The sequence below is a fragment of the Pseudomonas reinekei genome (genome assembly GCF_001945365.1).
In the GTDB taxonomy this organism is placed as follows: domain Bacteria; phylum Pseudomonadota; class Gammaproteobacteria; order Pseudomonadales; family Pseudomonadaceae; genus Aquipseudomonas; species Aquipseudomonas reinekei.
The window spans coordinates 140470-158219 of sequence record NZ_MSTQ01000002.1; the positions used below are offsets into that span (position 1 = coordinate 140470).

The 17750-nt window shown below is 58.5% G+C and carries 16 protein-coding genes; 9 read left to right on the forward strand and 7 right to left on the reverse strand.

What is annotated here, in order from left to right; genetic code table 11:
* Together BVK86_RS03235 and BVK86_RS03240 are read left to right on the forward strand one after the other, a co-directional pair.
* Window positions 1–762 carry a hypothetical protein gene (locus tag BVK86_RS03235; protein WP_075945056.1) on the forward strand — a complete coding sequence of 254 codons (762 nt, stop codon included), beginning with the start codon at window positions 1–3 and terminating at the stop codon, window positions 760–762.
* 48 nt (window positions 763–810) lie between these two features.
* Window positions 811–2115 carry a transporter family protein gene (locus BVK86_RS03240; RefSeq protein WP_075945057.1) on the forward strand — a complete coding sequence of 435 codons (1305 nt, stop codon included), beginning with the start codon at window positions 811–813 and terminating at the stop codon, window positions 2113–2115.
* 140 nt (window positions 2116–2255) lie between these two features.
* Here the strand turns inward: BVK86_RS03240 and BVK86_RS03245 are convergent, their stop codons facing one another.
* Complete coding sequence (locus BVK86_RS03245) at window positions 2256–3581, reverse strand: sigma-54 dependent transcriptional regulator (RefSeq protein WP_075945058.1); 1326 nt, start codon at window positions 3579–3581, stop codon at window positions 2256–2258.
* 344 nt (window positions 3582–3925) lie between these two features.
* On the opposite strand from BVK86_RS03245, the gene BVK86_RS03250 reads away from it, so the two are divergent.
* The 3 genes from BVK86_RS03250 (at window position 3926) to nhaB (ending at window position 7350) form a co-directional block, all read left to right on the forward strand.
* A complete protein-coding gene (locus tag BVK86_RS03250; RefSeq protein ID WP_075945059.1) occupies window positions 3926–4192 on the forward strand; it encodes a hypothetical protein in 267 nt (88 codons plus the stop codon).
* A gap of 286 nt (window positions 4193–4478) precedes the next feature.
* Window positions 4479–5768 (forward strand): NHL repeat-containing protein, encoded by a 1290-nt coding sequence (locus BVK86_RS03255; protein ID WP_075945060.1) that lies wholly within the window; start codon window positions 4479–4481, stop codon window positions 5766–5768.
* Between the two features lie 79 nt (window positions 5769–5847).
* Window positions 5848–7350: a sodium/proton antiporter NhaB gene (gene nhaB / locus BVK86_RS03260; protein WP_075945061.1), complete on the forward strand. Its 1503-nt coding sequence runs from the start codon at window positions 5848–5850 to the stop codon at window positions 7348–7350.
* Window positions 7351–7403: 53 nt separating this feature from the next.
* Here the strand turns inward: nhaB and BVK86_RS03265 are convergent, their stop codons facing one another.
* Genes BVK86_RS03265 through gnd form a run of 3 tightly spaced genes read right to left on the reverse strand, consistent with a single transcriptional unit; the run spans window position 7404 to window position 10722 of the window.
* Entirely contained in the window at window positions 7404–8225 is an 822-nt protein-coding gene (locus BVK86_RS03265; protein WP_075945062.1) for a Cof-type HAD-IIB family hydrolase, read from the reverse strand.
* A complete protein-coding gene (gene zwf / locus BVK86_RS03270; protein WP_075945063.1) occupies window positions 8222–9745 on the reverse strand; it encodes a glucose-6-phosphate dehydrogenase in 1524 nt (507 codons plus the stop codon). The genes BVK86_RS03265 and zwf overlap by 4 nt, the downstream gene beginning before the upstream one ends.
* Window positions 9742–10722 (reverse strand): phosphogluconate dehydrogenase (NAD(+)-dependent, decarboxylating), encoded by a 981-nt coding sequence (gene gnd, locus BVK86_RS03275; protein WP_075945064.1) that lies wholly within the window; start codon window positions 10720–10722, stop codon window positions 9742–9744. The genes zwf and gnd overlap by 4 nt, the downstream gene beginning before the upstream one ends.
* A 273-nt stretch (window positions 10723–10995) precedes the next feature.
* On the opposite strand from gnd, the gene BVK86_RS29750 reads away from it, so the two are divergent.
* The 3 genes from BVK86_RS29750 (at window position 10996) to BVK86_RS03285 (ending at window position 13635) form a co-directional block, all read left to right on the forward strand.
* Window positions 10996–11172: a DUF6026 family protein gene (locus BVK86_RS29750; RefSeq protein WP_167371490.1), complete on the forward strand. Its 177-nt coding sequence runs from the start codon at window positions 10996–10998 to the stop codon at window positions 11170–11172.
* A 200-nt stretch (window positions 11173–11372) separates the two neighbouring features.
* Window positions 11373–13112: a phosphoethanolamine transferase CptA gene (locus BVK86_RS03280; RefSeq protein WP_075945065.1), complete on the forward strand. Its 1740-nt coding sequence runs from the start codon at window positions 11373–11375 to the stop codon at window positions 13110–13112.
* 307 nt (window positions 13113–13419) lie between these two features.
* Entirely contained in the window at window positions 13420–13635 is a 216-nt protein-coding gene (locus BVK86_RS03285) for a hypothetical protein (RefSeq protein WP_075945066.1), read from the forward strand.
* Window positions 13636–13719: 84 nt separating this feature from the next.
* On the opposite strand, the gene BVK86_RS03290 is transcribed toward BVK86_RS03285, so the two are convergent.
* Together BVK86_RS03290 and zapE are read right to left on the reverse strand one after the other, a co-directional pair.
* Window positions 13720–14325 carry a DinB family protein gene (locus BVK86_RS03290; protein ID WP_075945067.1) on the reverse strand — a complete coding sequence of 202 codons (606 nt, stop codon included), beginning with the start codon at window positions 14323–14325 and terminating at the stop codon, window positions 13720–13722.
* Between the two features lie 18 nt (window positions 14326–14343).
* Window positions 14344–15462 (reverse strand): cell division protein ZapE, encoded by a 1119-nt coding sequence (zapE, locus tag BVK86_RS03295; RefSeq protein WP_075945068.1) that lies wholly within the window; start codon window positions 15460–15462, stop codon window positions 14344–14346.
* A gap of 174 nt (window positions 15463–15636) precedes the next feature.
* Between zapE and BVK86_RS03300 the strand changes: the two genes are divergently transcribed.
* Window positions 15637–16689: an aldo/keto reductase gene (locus BVK86_RS03300; protein ID WP_075945069.1), complete on the forward strand. Its 1053-nt coding sequence runs from the start codon at window positions 15637–15639 to the stop codon at window positions 16687–16689.
* A 97-nt stretch (window positions 16690–16786) separates the two neighbouring features.
* Here BVK86_RS03300 and speB read toward each other — a convergent pair whose 3' ends face one another.
* A complete protein-coding gene (speB, locus tag BVK86_RS03305) occupies window positions 16787–17746 on the reverse strand; it encodes an agmatinase (RefSeq protein ID WP_075945070.1) in 960 nt (319 codons plus the stop codon).
* Window positions 17747–17750 lie beyond the last annotated feature (4 nt).

The following is a 17750-nucleotide window of genomic DNA, read 5'->3' on the forward strand; positions in this document are numbered from 1 at the left end:
ATGCTCCGGGAGCACCAAATGAAAACCTCATATTGGGTGGCCGCTGCCTGTCTGGTAGCAAGCACCTCAGGTTTCGCAAACGGATTCAAACCCATCGAGATAAAGGATCAGGAGCTGGCCGAGCTACGTGGTCGATACGTGATGCCCGGACGAATCATAAGCTTCGGTGTCGTCATGAGCAGTACCTGGCGCAACGCCAGTGGCGATCTGATCGGGGCTACGACCTCCATGCAGATACAGGCCGCAACGGTTAAACCCCAATTCTATGTTTCAACCTACAGCCATAGCGGTAACGGTGGTCCTGCTGAACAGGGTACCGGCAGCGTGGTTGGCGGCGCAGGCCTTGCCGGCACTCAGGGTATTAACCAGAGTGTGCGCGCCGCAGGCGATGGCAACAGCGCTTACAACAACATCGCCATTGATGTGAAAGAAGGCAGCCATGCACCGGCATTGGTTCCGGCCCAAGGCCAGGCGCTGATGGCAGGCCAAACCATTACCGGTAGCAGCGCCGCAGGCAGCATTGCGGTTTCTGCAACCAATGGTGGCGTGCAAATGGCCATTCAGGCCAATAACAATCAAGGTTCGGCCATACAGCAAGTCGCCCAGGGTGGCCTGCTGCAAAATACCCGTTTGCTGGGAAACAGCAACATGGTCAGCAACCTGACTCAGCTCAACGTAGTACTCAATAATAATGGCCCGACAGTCGGTGCTTTGGACTGCAACTTGAATCAACTTACCGCCCTTCGCTCCCTTGGATATTGAACTACGCTGATTCTCGACCATTGGGCATTACTAGGGACGGCTTAATTCATGTATCGATCAGTCTCACTACGCGCAGTCGTATGTTTGAGCACTCTGTTTCCGGCGGTGATGGTGCAGGCAGCACCTGACGCGGAAGTAGAGCTTCTGAAACAGGAACTTCTGGAGTTGAAGCAACGATACGAAGTACAACAAAAAGCCCTGGCGGTACTCGAACAGCGGGTCCGCCAGGTAGAGGAACAACCGGCATCCCCCCCTCCTAAACGCCTGGCCAAATCGCCAGCAGACATGAAAGGCAATTCGCAAGTCGCCGTCGGCACTGGTGCCGCCGCCGCTTCAGGTGGCGCAGCCGGGGGCGGCAGTTCCTACGGGCAGTCGCTGGCAGACGATTCGCAACCGGCGCAAAGCGTTTCCAACCTCTATGACGAGGCCAGCGGATTCTTCGGCGGCGGCAAATTCAGTGTCGAAACCGGGTTGACCTACTCCAGGTACGATACCCGTCAGTTGATCCTTAACGGATTCCTTGCACTGGACTCGATTTTCCTGGGCAACATCAATCTTGACCGGATCAAGTCGGATACCTGGACGCTTGACCTCACCGGTCGCTATAACTTCAACAACCGCTGGCAGTTTGACCTGAACGTGCCGGTGGTTTACCGCGAATCCACTTATCAGTCAGGCGGCGGCAATGGTGGCTCCGCCGGCGTGACAACCGAAGAAACCGTGACCCGTGATCCGGAGATCGGCGACGTCAACTTCGGTGTTGCCTACAAGTTCCTCGACGAGTCGGTCAACACGCCCGATGCCGTGGTGACCTTGCGCGTCAAGGCGCCTACCGGCAAGGATCCGTTTGGCATCAAGTTGCGCCAGGTGGACGCCAACTCGAACCTGTTCGTACCTGATTCGCTGCCAACCGGCAACGGTGTCTGGTCGATCACGCCAGGTATCTCGCTGGTCAAGACGTACGACCCGGCCGTGCTGTTCGGTAGCCTGTCGTACACCCATAACTTCGAAGAGTCCTTCGACGACATCAGCTCGACGGTCGGCCAGAAAAACCCGGGCAAAGTGGACATCGGCGACAGCTTCCAGCTCGGTGCCGGTATCGCGTTCGCCCTGAACGAGAAGATGAGTATGTCGTTCTCGGTGTCTGATGTGGTGCAGCGCAAAAGTAAAATCAAACAGGATGGCGGGGATTGGGAGTCGGTCACGTCCAGCGACGCCAACGCCGGTTACTTCAACATCGGTATGACCATCGCGGCCACCGACAACCTGACCATCGTTCCGAACCTGTCCATCGGCATGACGGACGATGCCCCGGACTTCCAGTTCAGCCTGAAATTCCCGTACTACTTCTGATCCACAAAAAAGCCGGGCTGCGATTTCGACCGCCGCCCGGCTTTTGCCGGGTGCTCTGAACGCCAAACAACGGCTCGCAGCCTACGGCAACGCCTGCGTCTTTGGAGTTGTCGATGGCTGCGAGCTTTTGCTGCTGATGCCTAGCGAATTTGATGCTTGTGCAATAACCGATAGAACGTCGGCCGTGACACACCCAGCACACGCGCGGCGACACTCAGGTTGTCGCTGTGACGATTCAACACATCACACAGCGCCTGGCGCTCGGCACGGGTCTTGTAGTCTTCGAGCGTGCCCATTGGCGTGGCGATCGTCTGATGACTGATCAAACCCAAATCCCGCGCTTCGATCTGCCTGCCTTCGGCCAACACCAATCCGCGCCGAACTCGATTGGCCAGCTCACGAACATTGCCCGGCCAGTCATGCTTGCCCATGGCAATCAACGCGTCTTCGCTGAAACTGCGAGGACGGCGCCCGGTTTCATGGCTGTAGAAATGGGAAAAGTGGTTAGCCAGCATCGACAGATCGCCATGACGTTCACGCAGCGGAGCTGTCACGACCTGCAGCACATTCAATCGGTAATACAGGTCTTCGCGAAAGCGTTTCTTCTCGATTGCCGCTTCGAGATCAACGTGGGTCGCCGCCAGAACCCGCACGTCGACGGGAATCGGCTGACTGCCACCCACCCGCTCAATGTGTTTTTCCTGGAGAAACCGCAACAAGTTGGCCTGCAGTTCCAATGGCAAGTCGCCGATTTCATCGAGGAACAGCGTCCCGCCATTGGCGGCTTCGATGCGTCCGACCTTGCGCTGGTGAGCGCCGGTAAAAGCACCTTTTTCATGGCCAAACAGTTCGGACTGGATCAAGTGTTCGGGTATCGCCCCGCAGTTGATCGCTACAAAAGGTTTGCTGTGGCGTTGGGATTGTCGATGCAGCGTGCGTGCGACCAACTCTTTGCCGGTCCCGCTTTCGCCCCGGATCAGCACCGGAGATTCGGTGGGCGCCAGTTTGCTCAGTAGTTTGCGCAGTTCACGTATCGGCTTGCTGTCGCCAAGCAGTTCGTGTTCAGGCTGATCGATGTGGACCGTGCCTTGGCCGCGCAGGCGCGCCATGCCGAACGCCCGCCCCAGTGTGACCTGGACCCGTGACACGTCGAACGGCAAGGTATGGAAATCGAAAAACCACTCGCAGACAAAATCGCCAACGTTCTGCAACCGCAGGACTTCCTGGTTCAGAACGGCAATCCACTCGGTACCGCTGCGGCTTATCAGTTCTTTGACGGCTTCCGGCCGCTCGAGGTGAAAAGGCTGCAAACGCAACAGCCCCACATCACAGGTTCGGTCCGTGGCATTTTCCAGCGAACAGCTGTCAACATCCCATCCCACGGAGCGCAAACCCGGCAATAAACGATGACAGTCGTCGCAGGGATCCACTACTAATAAACGTCGTAATGCAGGCGCTTCGCTCATGACTGTTCCTTGGCGCCAAATATAAAGAAATTTATTAAAAAACAGTCATTTGGCGGACCTGGCTGTAACATTAGCAAGAATTTGACGTAGCCTTGTACCGTTTGACTATAGGGTTATTGCGTTATTAGTTATAAGCAACTGCTTGCTTAGTTACCTAACGAACTCCAACCTTTCATTCAGCTTTCAAACCGCGACCGTGTATTGCACTTACGAAAGAAAGTTGAAATTTCTTTTGTTTGTGTGTGACCTGAACCCCGGTTGCGGACATCAGTACAAGTAACCTGCCGAACGGTAAGCCCAACCGTCGGCACATCACTTGATTGGGCATACTGAGAGAACATTCTATGAACGCCCCGCTCCGTATCAACGAAGCTCTTTTGATTGCCGACCGCGCATTTAAACCTTTCCAGTGCGTGGCCTGGGCGCCACAGGACGGCAACGGCGAACTCAGCCTGACCGTTATCGACCGGACCAATACCAGTATAGGCCGCAAGCTGATCCCCAGCAGTGCCTACACCGATCCTGCGCAACTCGAACGCTTGCTTGAGCAGGCCCGAGCCGAGTTGAGCGAAGAAGGTTACACGCTGCAATCGTGGTCGATGCCACACTAATCGTTTTGCGGATTACTCATTGAGTAATCCGCTCCCTTTTTTCCCCTCGTTAGTTGCCTGGTTGAGCACAGCCATCAGCACTTACGCCCTTTCTTTATTTGAACTTGAACGCGCCTGAATGCTTTGCAGGCTCGCCTTTGGTTCGAAAAGACACTGTTGTGGCGCACAACGACCCTCCATCTGTTAGTTCTACCGGTTGTGCATCCAGCCATTCAGGGATTGAATGATCTCCCTATACGGTCGCCACCCCAACCCGGACAAGGACGACTCGCAAGGAGATGCGCGTATGTCAATCCAGTCCGTTTTATCGCTCCCGACACCCGTCTCCATGGCGGGGCGCCTCGACACACGTTTTGCCGCCCACGGCAAAGCCCAGGTGTATTTCGCCGACAGCCTTTCAAGCATGACCAACGGGATCGCGATCGATTCCAGTGGCCGCTTGCTGGTCGCAGCGAAAGTCGGCATGGCGCACGGCAGCCGTTTTGGTCTGGCGCGCTTGCTGGAGGATGGCTCGGCGGATCTGGGCTTCGGCGAACAAGGTAGCGTCATCGGCCAGTTCGAGCCCGGCTTCGATGCCATGGCTGGCAAGGTTCAGGTTCTGGCGGATGGTCGATTGTTAGTGGTTGGCCTGCATTACGAAAACGCCCATCGCTCGCTCCCGGCCCTGGCAATGTTCGACGCCCACGGGCATCCCGTTCAGGATTTTGGTGACAATGGCCACTGCGTCGTTCGACTACCAGGCAATCTGTCCCATGGTGTGCGCGATGCCTGGTTGCCGCCAGGCGTTCCGGGTGCCGAAGTCTGCGATGTCAATGTTCAGGAGGATGGCCGTATTTTGCTGGTGGCCAATCACCATTTCGAACTGGCTGACTACGCCGGCATTCTGATACGACTCCAATCCAATGGCGCGCTAGACAACTCTTTTAATGGCCGGGGTTTCGTGATCGTCAGGCATTTGCTGATGAACACTTGGCTCAGCACGCTAAAGCTGCAGGCTGATGGTCGAATCATTGTCGCTGGCTCGGTCAACTTTCCCGAGGAAGGCCTGCTTGCCCGTTATCACACCGACGGCGGCCTCGATGAAAGTTTTGCCGTGGATGGCTTTATGAGTTTCAAGACGCAGGATCGCAGCGCCCAAGTCAGCCAGATCGTCCAGCATCACAACGGCGCCATCCATTGTTTCGGCAGCAGTCGCGACCCAATGCATTGCCTTGCGCTGAAAGTGCACTGTAATGGACGCCCGGACATTCACTGCAACGGCGGCCTGCCGCAATTACTGGAAATCGGTGCCTGCGGCTGCCAATGGACTGCCGCCCACCTGAATCCGGATGGCAGCGTGCTGACCGCCGGGGCCACAATTGGCGGCATCGAAGCCGACTTTATAGTGGCGCGATACAAGCCTGACGGACAGCTCGACCCGCACTTTGGCGACCGCACTGGATGGGTCCGCACGCGTCTGGGCCGCAGCCTTGACTCGGCCACGTCGATTGCCGTGCAGGACGATGGAAACATCGTTGTTGGTGGTTACTCTTTGGACGGCAACTATCGAGCCGTTGTCGCACGCTATTTGGCGTAGGCCCCGAGTACTTTTCCTACACTTGATCTTCTTCTCCGCTTACGGCAACTTGCGCGCTTCTTTATATAAGGAGTAGCCGATGTCCGGTTCCATGGCCCAGGCGTTCGCGCACAACTTTCTCGGCAACTCACCCCGCTGGTACAAGGTTTGTATTGTCGGTTTCCTGATACTCAATGTGCTGGTCTTGTGGACCGTGGGCCCCGTGGCAGCGGGCTGGCTGCTTGTGCTGGAGTTCATCTTCACCCTTGCCATGGCGCTCAAGTGTTATCCGTTGATGCCCGGCGGCTTGTTGCTGGTCGAAGCGCTGCTGCTGAAAATGACCACCCCCCAGGCGCTTTATGACGAGCTACTGCACAACTTTCCGGTGATCCTGCTGCTGATGTTCATGGTGGCCGGTATCTACTTCATGAAAGACCTGCTGCTGTTCCTGTTTTCGCGTTTGCTGCTCGGGGTTCGCTCCAAGACCATGCTGGCGTTGATGTTCTGTTTCCTGTCCGCGTTTTTGTCGGCCTTTCTCGATGCGTTGACAGTGACCGCCGTGATCATCAGTGCCGCCGTGGGGTTCTACTCGGTGTATCACCGTGTCGCGTCGGGCAATGATCCGCGCCAGGACAGCGAATACGGCGATGACCAGAAACTCCCTACCCTTCATCATGGCGACCTGGAACGGTTCCGCGCATTCTTGCGCAGCCTGCTGATGCACGGCGCAGTGGGTACGGCGCTGGGCGGTGTTTGCACACTGGTGGGCGAGCCGCAAAACTTGCTGATCGGCCACGAGATGGACTGGCACTTTGTCGAGTTTTTCCTGAAAGTCGCGCCGGTGTCCCTGCCCGTGTTGGTAGCGGGCCTGGTGACCTGCGTATTGCTTGAGAAGCTGCGCTGGTTCGGTTACGGCACTTTGCTGCCGGACAACGTACGCACCGTACTGGCCAACTTCGCTGACGAAGACAATGCCGAACGCACCTCGCGTCAGCGCGCCGCACTCATTGTGCAAGGCGTGGCTGCGCTGATCCTTATCACCGCGCTGGCATTCCATGCGGCGGAAGTGGGCCTGATTGGCCTGATGGTGATTGTGCTGATCACCGCATTCACCGGTATCACCGATGAACATCGGCTTGGCAGCGCGTTCAAGGACGCCATGCCCTTCACCGCGTTATTGGTCGTGTTTTTCGCTGTGGTCGCGGTGATTCACGATCAGCAACTGTTCACGCCGCTGATCGAGTGGGTGCTGGCGCTCCCGGCGGATCAACAACCGGGCATGCTGTTTATCGCCAATGGCTTGTTGTCGGCCATCAGTGACAACGTGTTTGTCGCGACCATTTACATCACCGAAGTGAAGCAGGCGTTCATCGCCGGACACATGAGCCGCGAGCATTTCGAAACACTGGCCATCGCCATTAACACCGGCACCAACCTGCCTAGCGTGGCAACGCCCAATGGCCAGGCAGCGTTCCTGTTCCTGCTGACCTCGGCCATTGCACCACTGATTCGCCTTTCTTACGGGCGGATGGTGTGGATGGCGTTGCCGTACACTGTGGTCATGGGTGTATTGGGTTGGTATGCGGTGAGTTACTGGCTGTAAGCACGAGGCAGATGTGGGAGCGAGCAGGCTCGCTCCCACATTGTTTTGTGTTGTTATCGAGGAAGGATGTAACGTTCAATGGCCTGCGCCGCGCCGTCCTCGGTATTAGGCCCGGTCACCACATCCGCCTGATGCTTCACCACTTCCTCCGCCTGCCCCATGGCAATCGATAACCCGGCACACTGAAACATCGCCGGATCGTTGCCGCCATCGCCCATCGCAGCCGTGTGCTCCAGCGCTACACCGAGAAACTCGGCGAGGGTCGCCAGTGCCGCGCCCTTGTTGGCTTGCATCGCAGTCACGTCGAGAAATACCGGCTGAGAACGCGAAACCTGAGCCTGCCCCTCTACCATGGGTAGCAACCGGGCCTCCAGCTCGATCAACAACTCATGGTTGTTACTGGTGGCGACGATCTTGTCGATGCGCGTCAGATAAGGTTCGAAGCTCTCGACCACCACCGGCGGGTACCCCAACCCGTGCTGTTCACGCGGCACCATGGGGCCATGTGGGTCTTTCAGCAGCCAGTCACCGCCACTGAACACCCACACCTCGATGCCGGGCTGATCGGCGAACAGCGCCAGCGTCGTCAGTGCAGCGGTACCGGGAAGATAATGCGCCACCAACAGACTGCCATCCGGATGAACGATGGTGCCGCCATTGAACGCCGCCGTGGGCAGATCGACGCCAAGGGCTTCAATCGTCTGCAACATCGCTTTGGGTGGCCGCCCCGTGGCCAGGCTGAACAGCACGCCCGCCTCGCGCAGCGCGCGGACGGATTCGATGGTGCGCTGGCTGAGTGTGTGATCGGGCAGCAACAGCGTACCGTCCATGTCACTGAGCAGGAAGCGGATGGATTGCTGCGTCGGTTCGCTCATCCCAGACCGTGCCAGACGCGGCCATCGCGAGTCAGCAGTTCTTCAGCGGATGACGGCCCGTCTTCACCTGCAGCATAACCTTGCACCGAGGCATCCTGCTGCCAGGCATCAAGGAACGGTTGCACCGCACGCCAGCCATTCTCGATGTTGTCGGCGCGCTGGAACAGGGTCTGATCGCCGGTCAGGCAATCGTAGATGAGCGTTTCGTAGCCGGTGGACGGCTGCATCTCGAAGAAGTCCTTATAGGCAAAACCCAGTTCGATGTTGTCCATCTTCAGGGCCTGCCCCGGCCGCTTGGCCAGCAGGTCGAACCACATGCCTTCGTTGGGCTGGATCTGGATCCGCAGATACGTCGGCGCCAGCTCATCGACTTCGGTATCCCGGAATTGCGCATAGGGCGCCGGTTTGAAGCAGATGACGATCTCGGTGTCGCGCACGCTCATGCGTTTGCCGGTGCGCAGATAGAACGGCACGCCAACCCAGCGCCAGTTATCGATCATGACCTTGAGTGCAACATAGGTTTCGGTAGTGCTGTCGGGCGCCACCCGTTCCTCTTCGCGATAACCCGGTAGCGCGATACCGTCGACTTCGCCGGCGGTGTACTGGCCGCGTACCGAATTGGCACGGGCTTCCTCAACCGTCCACGGACGAATCGCACCCACCACCTTGGCCTTCTCGCCCCGGACCGCATCGGCACCAAACGCGGCCGGCGGTTCCATGGCGACCATGGCCAGCAACTGGAACAAGTGATTGGGGACCATGTCACGCAAGGCGCCGGTGTGTTCGTAGAAGCTGCCACGGGTTTCCACGCCGACGGTTTCGGCGGCGGTGATTTGCACGTGGTCGATGTAATGGTTGTTCCAGAACGCTTCGAACAGGCTATTGGAAAAGCGGCTGACGAGAATGTTCTGTACGGTCTCTTTGCCCAGGTAATGATCGATGCGGTAGATCTGCTTTTCGCTCATGACCCTGAGCAAGCAGGCGTTCAGGGCCTCGGCGGTTTGCAGGTCGGAACCAAACGGCTTTTCGATGACCACCCTTCTGAACGCTTCGGGGCTTTCTTCCAGGAGGCCGGAAGCGCCGAGACGGCGAACGACTTCACTGAAGAAGCGCGGCGCGGTCGCCAGATAGAACACCGCGTTGCCTGTGCCACTGTCGGCGATTTTTGCCGCCAGCGCTTGATAAGTGCTGTCGTCCAGGAAGTCGCCCTGGACGTAGCTGATGTTTCTTGCGAGTTGTGCCCACACGTCCGGATCAAGAGACTGATTGCCCTTGCCGACCTTGCTGGCCACCTCGTTGCGAATGAAATCCTCGAGCTTGTTCGCGAAGCCCTCATCACTGATGGCGTTGTGGTCAACGCCGATGATCCGCAGTCCATCCCCGAGTAAACCATCACGCTTGAGGTTATACAGCGCCGGCATCAGCAGACGCTTGACCAGATCACCATGTGCGCCAAACAGAAACAGCGTCGTGGGTGGTGCGGGTTCAGCCTTGGATTTCCTGCGGATCGCGTGGGTCATTTTTTCGAGGTCTCCACGTGCCCGCCAAAGCCGAAGCGTTGCGCCGAAAGGATTTTGTCGCCAAAAGTGCCCTGCCCGCGGGAACGGTAGCGAGAGAACAGCGAGTTCGACAGCACCGGCACCGGCACTGCTTGCTCCATGGCGGCTTCGATGGTCCATTGACCTTCACCGCTGTCGGCTACGGAGCCAGAGAAACCCTCGAGCTTGGGATCGCTGGCCAGCGCGTCGGCGGTCAGGTCCAGCAGCCAGGAGGACACCACGCTGCCACGACGCCAGACTTCGGCGATGTCGGCGACATTCAGGTCGAAACGCTGGTCTTGCGGCAGGCTCTCGCTGTTTTTGGTCTTGAGGATGTCGAAGCCCTCGGCGAAGGCCTGCATCATTCCGTACTCGATGCCGTTATGGATCATCTTGACGAAATGCCCGGCCCCCGCAGGGCCGGCGTGGATATAGCCGCGCTCGGCACGGTCGTCATCGGACTTGCGATCCTTGGTGCGCGGAATATCACCCATGCCCGGCGCCAGGCTTTCGAACAACGGATCGAGACGTTTAACGGTCTCGGTATCGCCGCCGATCATCATGCAGTAGCCACGCTCAAGGCCCCAGACACCACCGGAAGTACCGACGTCGATGTAGTGCAGGCCTTTTTCGGAGAGGGTTTTCGCCCGGCGAATGTCGTCTTTATAGAAGGTGTTGCCGCCGTCGATGATGGTATCGCCGGCTTCGAGCAGAGTGCTCAGGGTGTCGATGGTGTCTTCGGTCGGTGCGCCGGCCGGCAACATGACCCATACCGCGCGCGGTTTGGCCAGGCCAGCGACCAGGGCCGGCAGATCGGCTACGCCGGTGGCACCCACTTCGGTCAGGGTTTCGACAAAAGCGGTATTGCGGTCGTACACAACGGTGGTATGTCCGTTGAGCATCAGGCGCCGCGCAATATTACCGCCCATGCGGCCCAGTCCAATAATCCCGAGTTGCATGTGCTGATGCTCCCTACTACAAATAAATGTGTGTCAAAGGTTATAGCCCAACGCGACTCATTCGGTTTAGTCCAGCGAGGAGGCATGAAGTTTCCGGGCATTGTGCCCGATCCTGATTGATAACGTCGGGAATCGTGCTGAAGACACACCGACCATGGAAAATAAAAAAGTTCCCTTCGCGAGCAAAAGAAATCAAAATTGGCGCCGATAGTAGATCAGCCGCTGATTTCAGGCGGGGTCTACAGTTGAGACACACCATTTGCGAGGTGAGCAATGGGCACAGTACATACCGCACTGCCAGTACAAACCCTTTACGTCACAATTCGTCGCGATGAATTGCGCCAGTTGAAAGACGAAAATGAGCAACTGAAGCAGGAGCTGGCGCAATTGCGCTTGCTGACCCAGGGCCAACAGCCCTTAACCGTAACGCAACGTGCCCCACACGCCTGATCCCTCGCAGCATCGGAAGCAGCGCTGCCCTGCTTCCGACTCGCCTTAGCCCTTCGCCAGCCCTGGCAACTCACAAAGTTTTCACATCCCCTTGTTGATACTCCCGTTCATTGTGGCCGCTCGGTATGCGCGTGCCGCCCGTTCGTCGGCGACTTTTGCAGTGGCCTGGCGGTGGTAGTGAATTGTGGATGGAGCGGTGAATGTCTTGGTTTAAGCGCAGCGAAAAGTCTGCGAACGGTTTCGATTGGGCAGGTTTCCTCTGGCTGTTTGTGTTCTTCTGGTATTTTTCCGGGATCACTCAATTACTGATTCAGTTGACCGGCACCTCTGGTTTTTCCGGTTTCCGCCAGGCGTTCGTGATGAGCGCCCTCTGGCTCGCGCCAATGTTGCTGTTTCCTCGCCAGACCCGCGTCATGGCAGCAGTGATCGGCGTAGTGCTGTGGGCGTGTTCCATGGCCAGCCTCGGCTACTTCTTCATCTATCAGCAGGAATTTTCGCAAAGCGTCATCTTCATCATGTTCGAATCGAACGTGTCTGAAGCCGGCGAGTACATGACGCAATACTTTGCCTGGTGGATGGTCCCGGCCTTCCTTGCGCATACCGCGTTTGCTTACTTTCTGTGGACGCGCCTGCGACCGGTGTACCTGCCTCGCGGCAAAGCATTTGTGGCGGCCACCGCGATCCTGGTGGCGGTCATTGGTTACCCGTTGGTCAAGCAGACCCTGCGCACCGGCAGCTTTGCCAGCGGCTTCGAAAAATTCGAAACCCGCATCGAACCGGCCGTGCCTTGGCAGATGGCCGTGGCTTACCACCGCTATCTGGACACCCTGGCCGGCATGCAGGAGATGCTCAACAGCGCCAGCACCATCCCACCCCTGCACAACCTCAAGGACTCGATGGCCAACCAGCCGTCGACCCTGGTGCTGGTGATCGGTGAGTCCACCAACCGCCAGCGCATGAGCCTGTACGGCTACCCGCGGGAAACCACGCCGGAACTGGACAAGCTGAAGGATCAACTGGCGGTCTTCGACAACGTCATCACACCGCGCCCCTACACCATCGAGGCGTTGCAGCAGGTACTGACCTTCGCCGACGAGGACAACCCTGACCTGTACCTGACCACGCCGTCGCTGGTCAGCATGATGAAGCAGGCTGGCTACAAGACCTTCTGGATCACCAACCAGCAGACCATGACCAAGCGCAACACCATGCTCACGACGTTCTCCCAGCAGGCCGACGAGCAGGTGTACCTGAACAACAATCGCAACCAGAACGCTGCCCAGTACGACGGTGATGTGATCGAGCCCTTCAACAAGGCACTGGCCGATGCGGCGCCGCGCAAGCTGATCGTCGTGCATTTGCTGGGCACGCACATGAGCTACCAGTACCGCTACCCTTCGACCTTCGACAAGTTCAAGGACCGCAACGGTGTGCCGGCCGGGGTGCGTGACGATCAGCTGCCGACGTACAACAGCTACGACAACGCAGTGCTGTACAACGACTTCGTGGTGTCGAGCCTGATCAAGGACTACGCCAAGACCGATCCGAACGGCTTCTTGCTGTACCTCTCCGATCACGGTGAAGACGTCTTCGATTCTGCGGGCCACGGCACGCTCGGGCGCAACGAAAGCAAACCGACAGCACCGATGTACACCATCCCGTTCATGGCCTGGGCCTCGCCAAAATGGCGTGAAACCCACGACTGGAGCTTTGCTGGCGATCTGGCTCGGCCGTACAGCAGCTCCCATCTGATCCACACCTGGGCAGACCTGGCGGGCTTGAGTTTCGACGAGTTCGATCACAGCAAGAGCCTGGTCAGCGACAGCTTCAAACCACGCCCCTTGATGATCGGCAACCCGTACGAACGACAACAGCGGCCGTTGATTGATTTCAGCCTGATCAAGCCGAAGACGGCGAACGCGGAAGTCGTCCAGAAATAAGCCTTTAAACCCTGTAGCTGATCAATGGTGTTCGGTTAAGGACGAACACTGTACCTGTGGCGAGGGAGCTTGCTCCCGCTGGACTGCGCAGCAGGCCCATTTGCGGCCGCTTCGTACCCCCCGGCGGGATGGTGCGGCGTTCCGACAAGCCCCCTCGTCACAAACGCCTGATTGCTGCGAACCTGGACTGCAAACGCCAGGGGTTATTCATTCCCATTTAATGGAATCGGCGGATAATGAGCGTGCGACTTTGATCCATTGACTCATGGACGACAGGCATCCGACATCTGTAAGTGGGAGGCACACCATGAAACGCACAACATTCATTCTCGCCGCACTCATGACATTCGGCTCCGCCAGCGCTTTTGCTGAAGGCGGCGCCGAGCGCATGAGGTATTACTTCGAAACGCTTCGCTATAACCAGCAACTGGCGCTGGGCACTGTCTCGCAAAGCCAGACACTTGAACTGCGAGTCCCGGACGACCAGACCGCGCAAATGACCGAAACCTACAGGCCGAAATGATTGTTCCACCTCTGACTGCTTGCTCTTCAGTCAGATAAGACCTGTTGGGCGTCCTGATGGACGCCCTTTTTTCATCCGGGCGATTCATCGACCGTTTGCGCATCCGCCCTGATGCCCCCAAATCAAAGCTTCGGTCCACCCCAACTCTGCAAAGTCCTCCGCCCGCAACCGGGCCTCCCCTGCACAGAAAAACTCGTCCAGTTGCGGCGGCTTGACCCACGTTCCGCTGAGCATCGCGTGAACCTGACCGCGATGATGGATCTGGTGTTCAAACAGATGTGACAGCAAGCGCAAACGGCTGTCGTACTGCGGCGTATCGCGGGCGATGGTGACTATTTTGCCTAGATCGGCATCGCGCATCTGTTCGCAATAGGCGATCAGGCGTCGGTCGACGTGAGCCTGTTCACGCTTGAGGTCGTCAGCTGCGGTAAATGGCTCGTCTTCCTTGAAAAACACAGAGCACTCAGGATGTGGATCATCGCCGCGCAGTTCCCGCTCCAGCGCATCCACGTAAAACCAGTCGCAGGTCAGGATGTGATTGAGGGTGGCACGGATATCGGGAAAGAAACTGACGCGGTGCGCCTGCAGATCATCTTCGCTCAACTGGCCCCAGGCCTTGGCCAACCGGTGATTGGCCCAGGCGTTCTGGTACGCCATGGTCAGCAAATGATGCGAAAGAGGTTGATTCATGGTCACTCCTCCTGGTTCTCATGCCTCGGCGAAACGTTCCAGCTGCATTTCCTGCAGGCGACTGAGGGTGCGGCGGAACGGGAATTCCAGATAGCCCTCGGTGTACAACGCCTCCATGGGTACCTGCGCTTCCAAGTACAACGGCACTTTGCGGTCGTAGCATTCGTCCACCAGGGCAATAAAACGCCGGACGCCATCGTCGTGCACCGATAATTGTGGCAGCTCACGGTCGCCCGCCGCCACGCGCTCGGCCGCGTCTTCGGTGCCACGGGCGATTCGTCCGGCACGCCTTTGCGCGCTGAGGTTGGGCACGTCGCTTAACAGAATAGCGCTGAAGGTGTCGCACAACGCCATGAAATCCATGGCGGCGAACGGCTGTTCACAGAGGTCGGCGTAACGGCACCAAAGCACGGTGCGACTGGCTTGCACTACAGCCAGCGAACGGTAACCGACGTTGATCGGTTCGCTTGAGACGGCCTGGCCCAAGGTCAAGACCTTGAACACATCCGCCAGCGCGCTGGGCTGGCCGGGTGCGGCCACCCAGTATCGTTGCAGCCCCTGGCCGGGATGCAGGCGATGATCCTCGCTGCCGTCCACCGCAACCACCTGCATGTGCTGCTTGATCGCGGCGATGGCAGGCATAAACCGGTCGCGATTGAAGCCGTCGGCGTAGAGCAGATCCGGCGGCTGATTAGAGGTGCAGACCACCACCACCCCCAGTTCGAACATCACCTGGAACAGACGCCCGAGAATGATCGCGTCGCCGATGTCGTTGACGAACAACTCATCGAAGCACAGCACCCGCACTTCCTCGCTCAGTTCACGGGCCAGCGCCATGAGCGGATCAGCCGTGCCGGTCAATTGAAACGAGCGCTGGTGCACCCAGCCCATGAAATGGTGAAAGTGCTGACGCCGGGCAGGCACCCGCAAGTGCTGGTAGAACTGGTCCATCAACCAGGTTTTGCCACGCCCGACCGGCCCCCACAGGTAAACACCCATGACCTGTTTACGCCCTTCATGCAGCGCTTCATAGCACTTCTGCAAGGCCCAGACGGCATGTTCCTGAGCTTCGTCCTGGACGAAGCCTTTCTGTTCGATGGCGTGTTGCCAGGCGCTGAGGGGAGAGTCGACATTCATGCTCGGCAGTATGCCAGCAGATTGCGCCCGCCATAACTGGCAGTCGCACACCACCGTTGATCGAAGGCTTTGCGCCTCAGGGAAAAGCGTGTTGACGTTTAAAATTATTCGCATCATAGTTAATAGATGTCTTTAATAATATAAAACGCCAAGCTTTCTTCAGGAGTCTTCCCCATGCATTACAAAGTCTTTGGCCGTAAAACCGGCTTGCGTGTTTCCGAACTGGCCCTGGGCGCCGGCAATTTCGGTACTGGCTGGGGGCATGGTGCGGAGCGTGACGAGGCCAAAGCCATTTTCGACGGCTACCTGGAGGCCGGGGGCAATTTCATCGATACCGCCAACGGCTATCAGGGTGGCCAATCAGAAGCCATGCTCAGTGAGTTCATCGCGGCCGAGCGTGATCGGTTGGTCATTGCGAGCAAATACACGCTCGGGACTACGCCGGCCGCCGGCATTTCCCACACCGGCAACAACCGCAAGAACATGGTTCGCGCCGTTGAAGAGAGTTTGAAGCGCCTGAAAACCGATCACCTCGATCTGTTCTGGGCGCACATGAGCGATGGCGTGACGCCGATGGAAGAGATCCTGCGCGGCTTCGACGATCTGGTGCGGGCCGGCAAAATCCATTACGCCGGTCTGTCGAATTTCCCGGCATGGCGCATCGCACGCGCCGACCTCTTGGCCGAGGTACGCGGTTTTGCGCCCATTGCTGCGGTTCAGGTGGAGTACAGCCTCGCCGAACGCACCGCCGAACGCGAGCAATTGCCGATGGCCGAAGCGCTGGGCCTGGCTGCGACGTTGTGGTCGCCACTGGGCGGTGGCTTCCTCACCGGCAAGTACCGCAACAGCGAGGGCGATAACCGCGCGAGCAAACTGGGCATGCTGGTTCACGCCGAGAAAAGCGCCCGTGAAACCGCCCTCCTCGACACCTTGCTGGCCGTTGCTGCGGACCTGGCGAGCAGCCCGACTCACGTAGCGATTGCGTGGTTGCGGGAAAAAGCCAAGCGCTCGACCACGGCGCTGATTCCGATTCTCGGTTCGCGCACCCGCGAACAACTGGATGCGACATTGGGCGCGTTGAATGTGCAGTTGAGTGCCGAACAGTTGGCGCGTCTGGATGGCGTCAGCGATGTGGCCAAAGGTGTGCCACATGACAGTATCAGCGGCTCGTTTTCGCGGTTCAGCGGTGGCGAAACCCTGGACCTGCCCATGATCCCGGCGGCCTGAAAAACCATCGCGGACAAGCCCGCACCCCCAGGATTGCGCTAAACCTGTGTGCGGACTTGTCCGCGATGGCGTCAGCAGTTTCACAACAGATTTTGTGTTACCGGTCGACTTTATGTTTGGCCGCATACAGGCACAGCATTTCCATCGCCAGTGTCGCCGCCGCGAGTGAGGTGATGTCTGCGCTGTCATAGGCCGGCGCCACTTCCACCACGTCCATGCCAACCAGGTTGATCCCGCGCAATCCGCCGAGGATTTCCAGGGCCTGCACCGTGCTCAACCCACCACATACCGGTGTGCCGGTGCCGGGCGCGTACGCCGGGTCCAGGCAGTCGATATCAAATGTCAGGTACACCGGGTTGTCGCCGACCCTTGCCCGAATCGCTTCGACGATCGCATCCACACCGCGTCGATGCACCTGCCGCGCATCCAGCACCGCAAAGCCCTGATGATCGTCATTGGTGGTACGCAAACCGATCTGTACCGAGCGCGATGGGTCGACCAGCCCTTCCTTGGCCGCATGCCAGAACATGGTGCCGTGATCGATACGCTTGCCCTCTTCGTCCGGCCAGGTGTCGCTGTGGGCGTCGAAGTGGACCAACGACAGCGGACCGTGTTGGCGGGCGTGAGCCTTGAGCAGCGGATAGGTGATGAAGTGATCGCCGCCAAACGTCAGCATCGCGCTGCCCGCGTTGAGGATGTGCTCGGCGTGCGCTTCAATGCTTTCCGGTACCGACTGCGGCTTGCCGTAATCAAAATCGCAATCGCCGAAGTCGATCACCGCCAGATGATCGAACGGGTCGAACGTCCATGGCCAGTGGCGCTCCCAGGCGATCCCGGTGGACGCGGCGCGAATCCCGCGCGGTCCGAAGCGTGCACCCGGGCGGTTGCTGGTGGCGGTGTCGAACGGCACGCCGCTGACGGCCACGTCGACACCGCGCAAGTCGCGGCTGTAGCGACGGCGCATGAAACTGGTGATGCCGGCGTAGGTGCTTTCGGCGGCAGTGCCGTAGAGGTTGTCGCGGGTGATGGCTTGGTCATTCTGCGCTGGGACGTCCATTGGA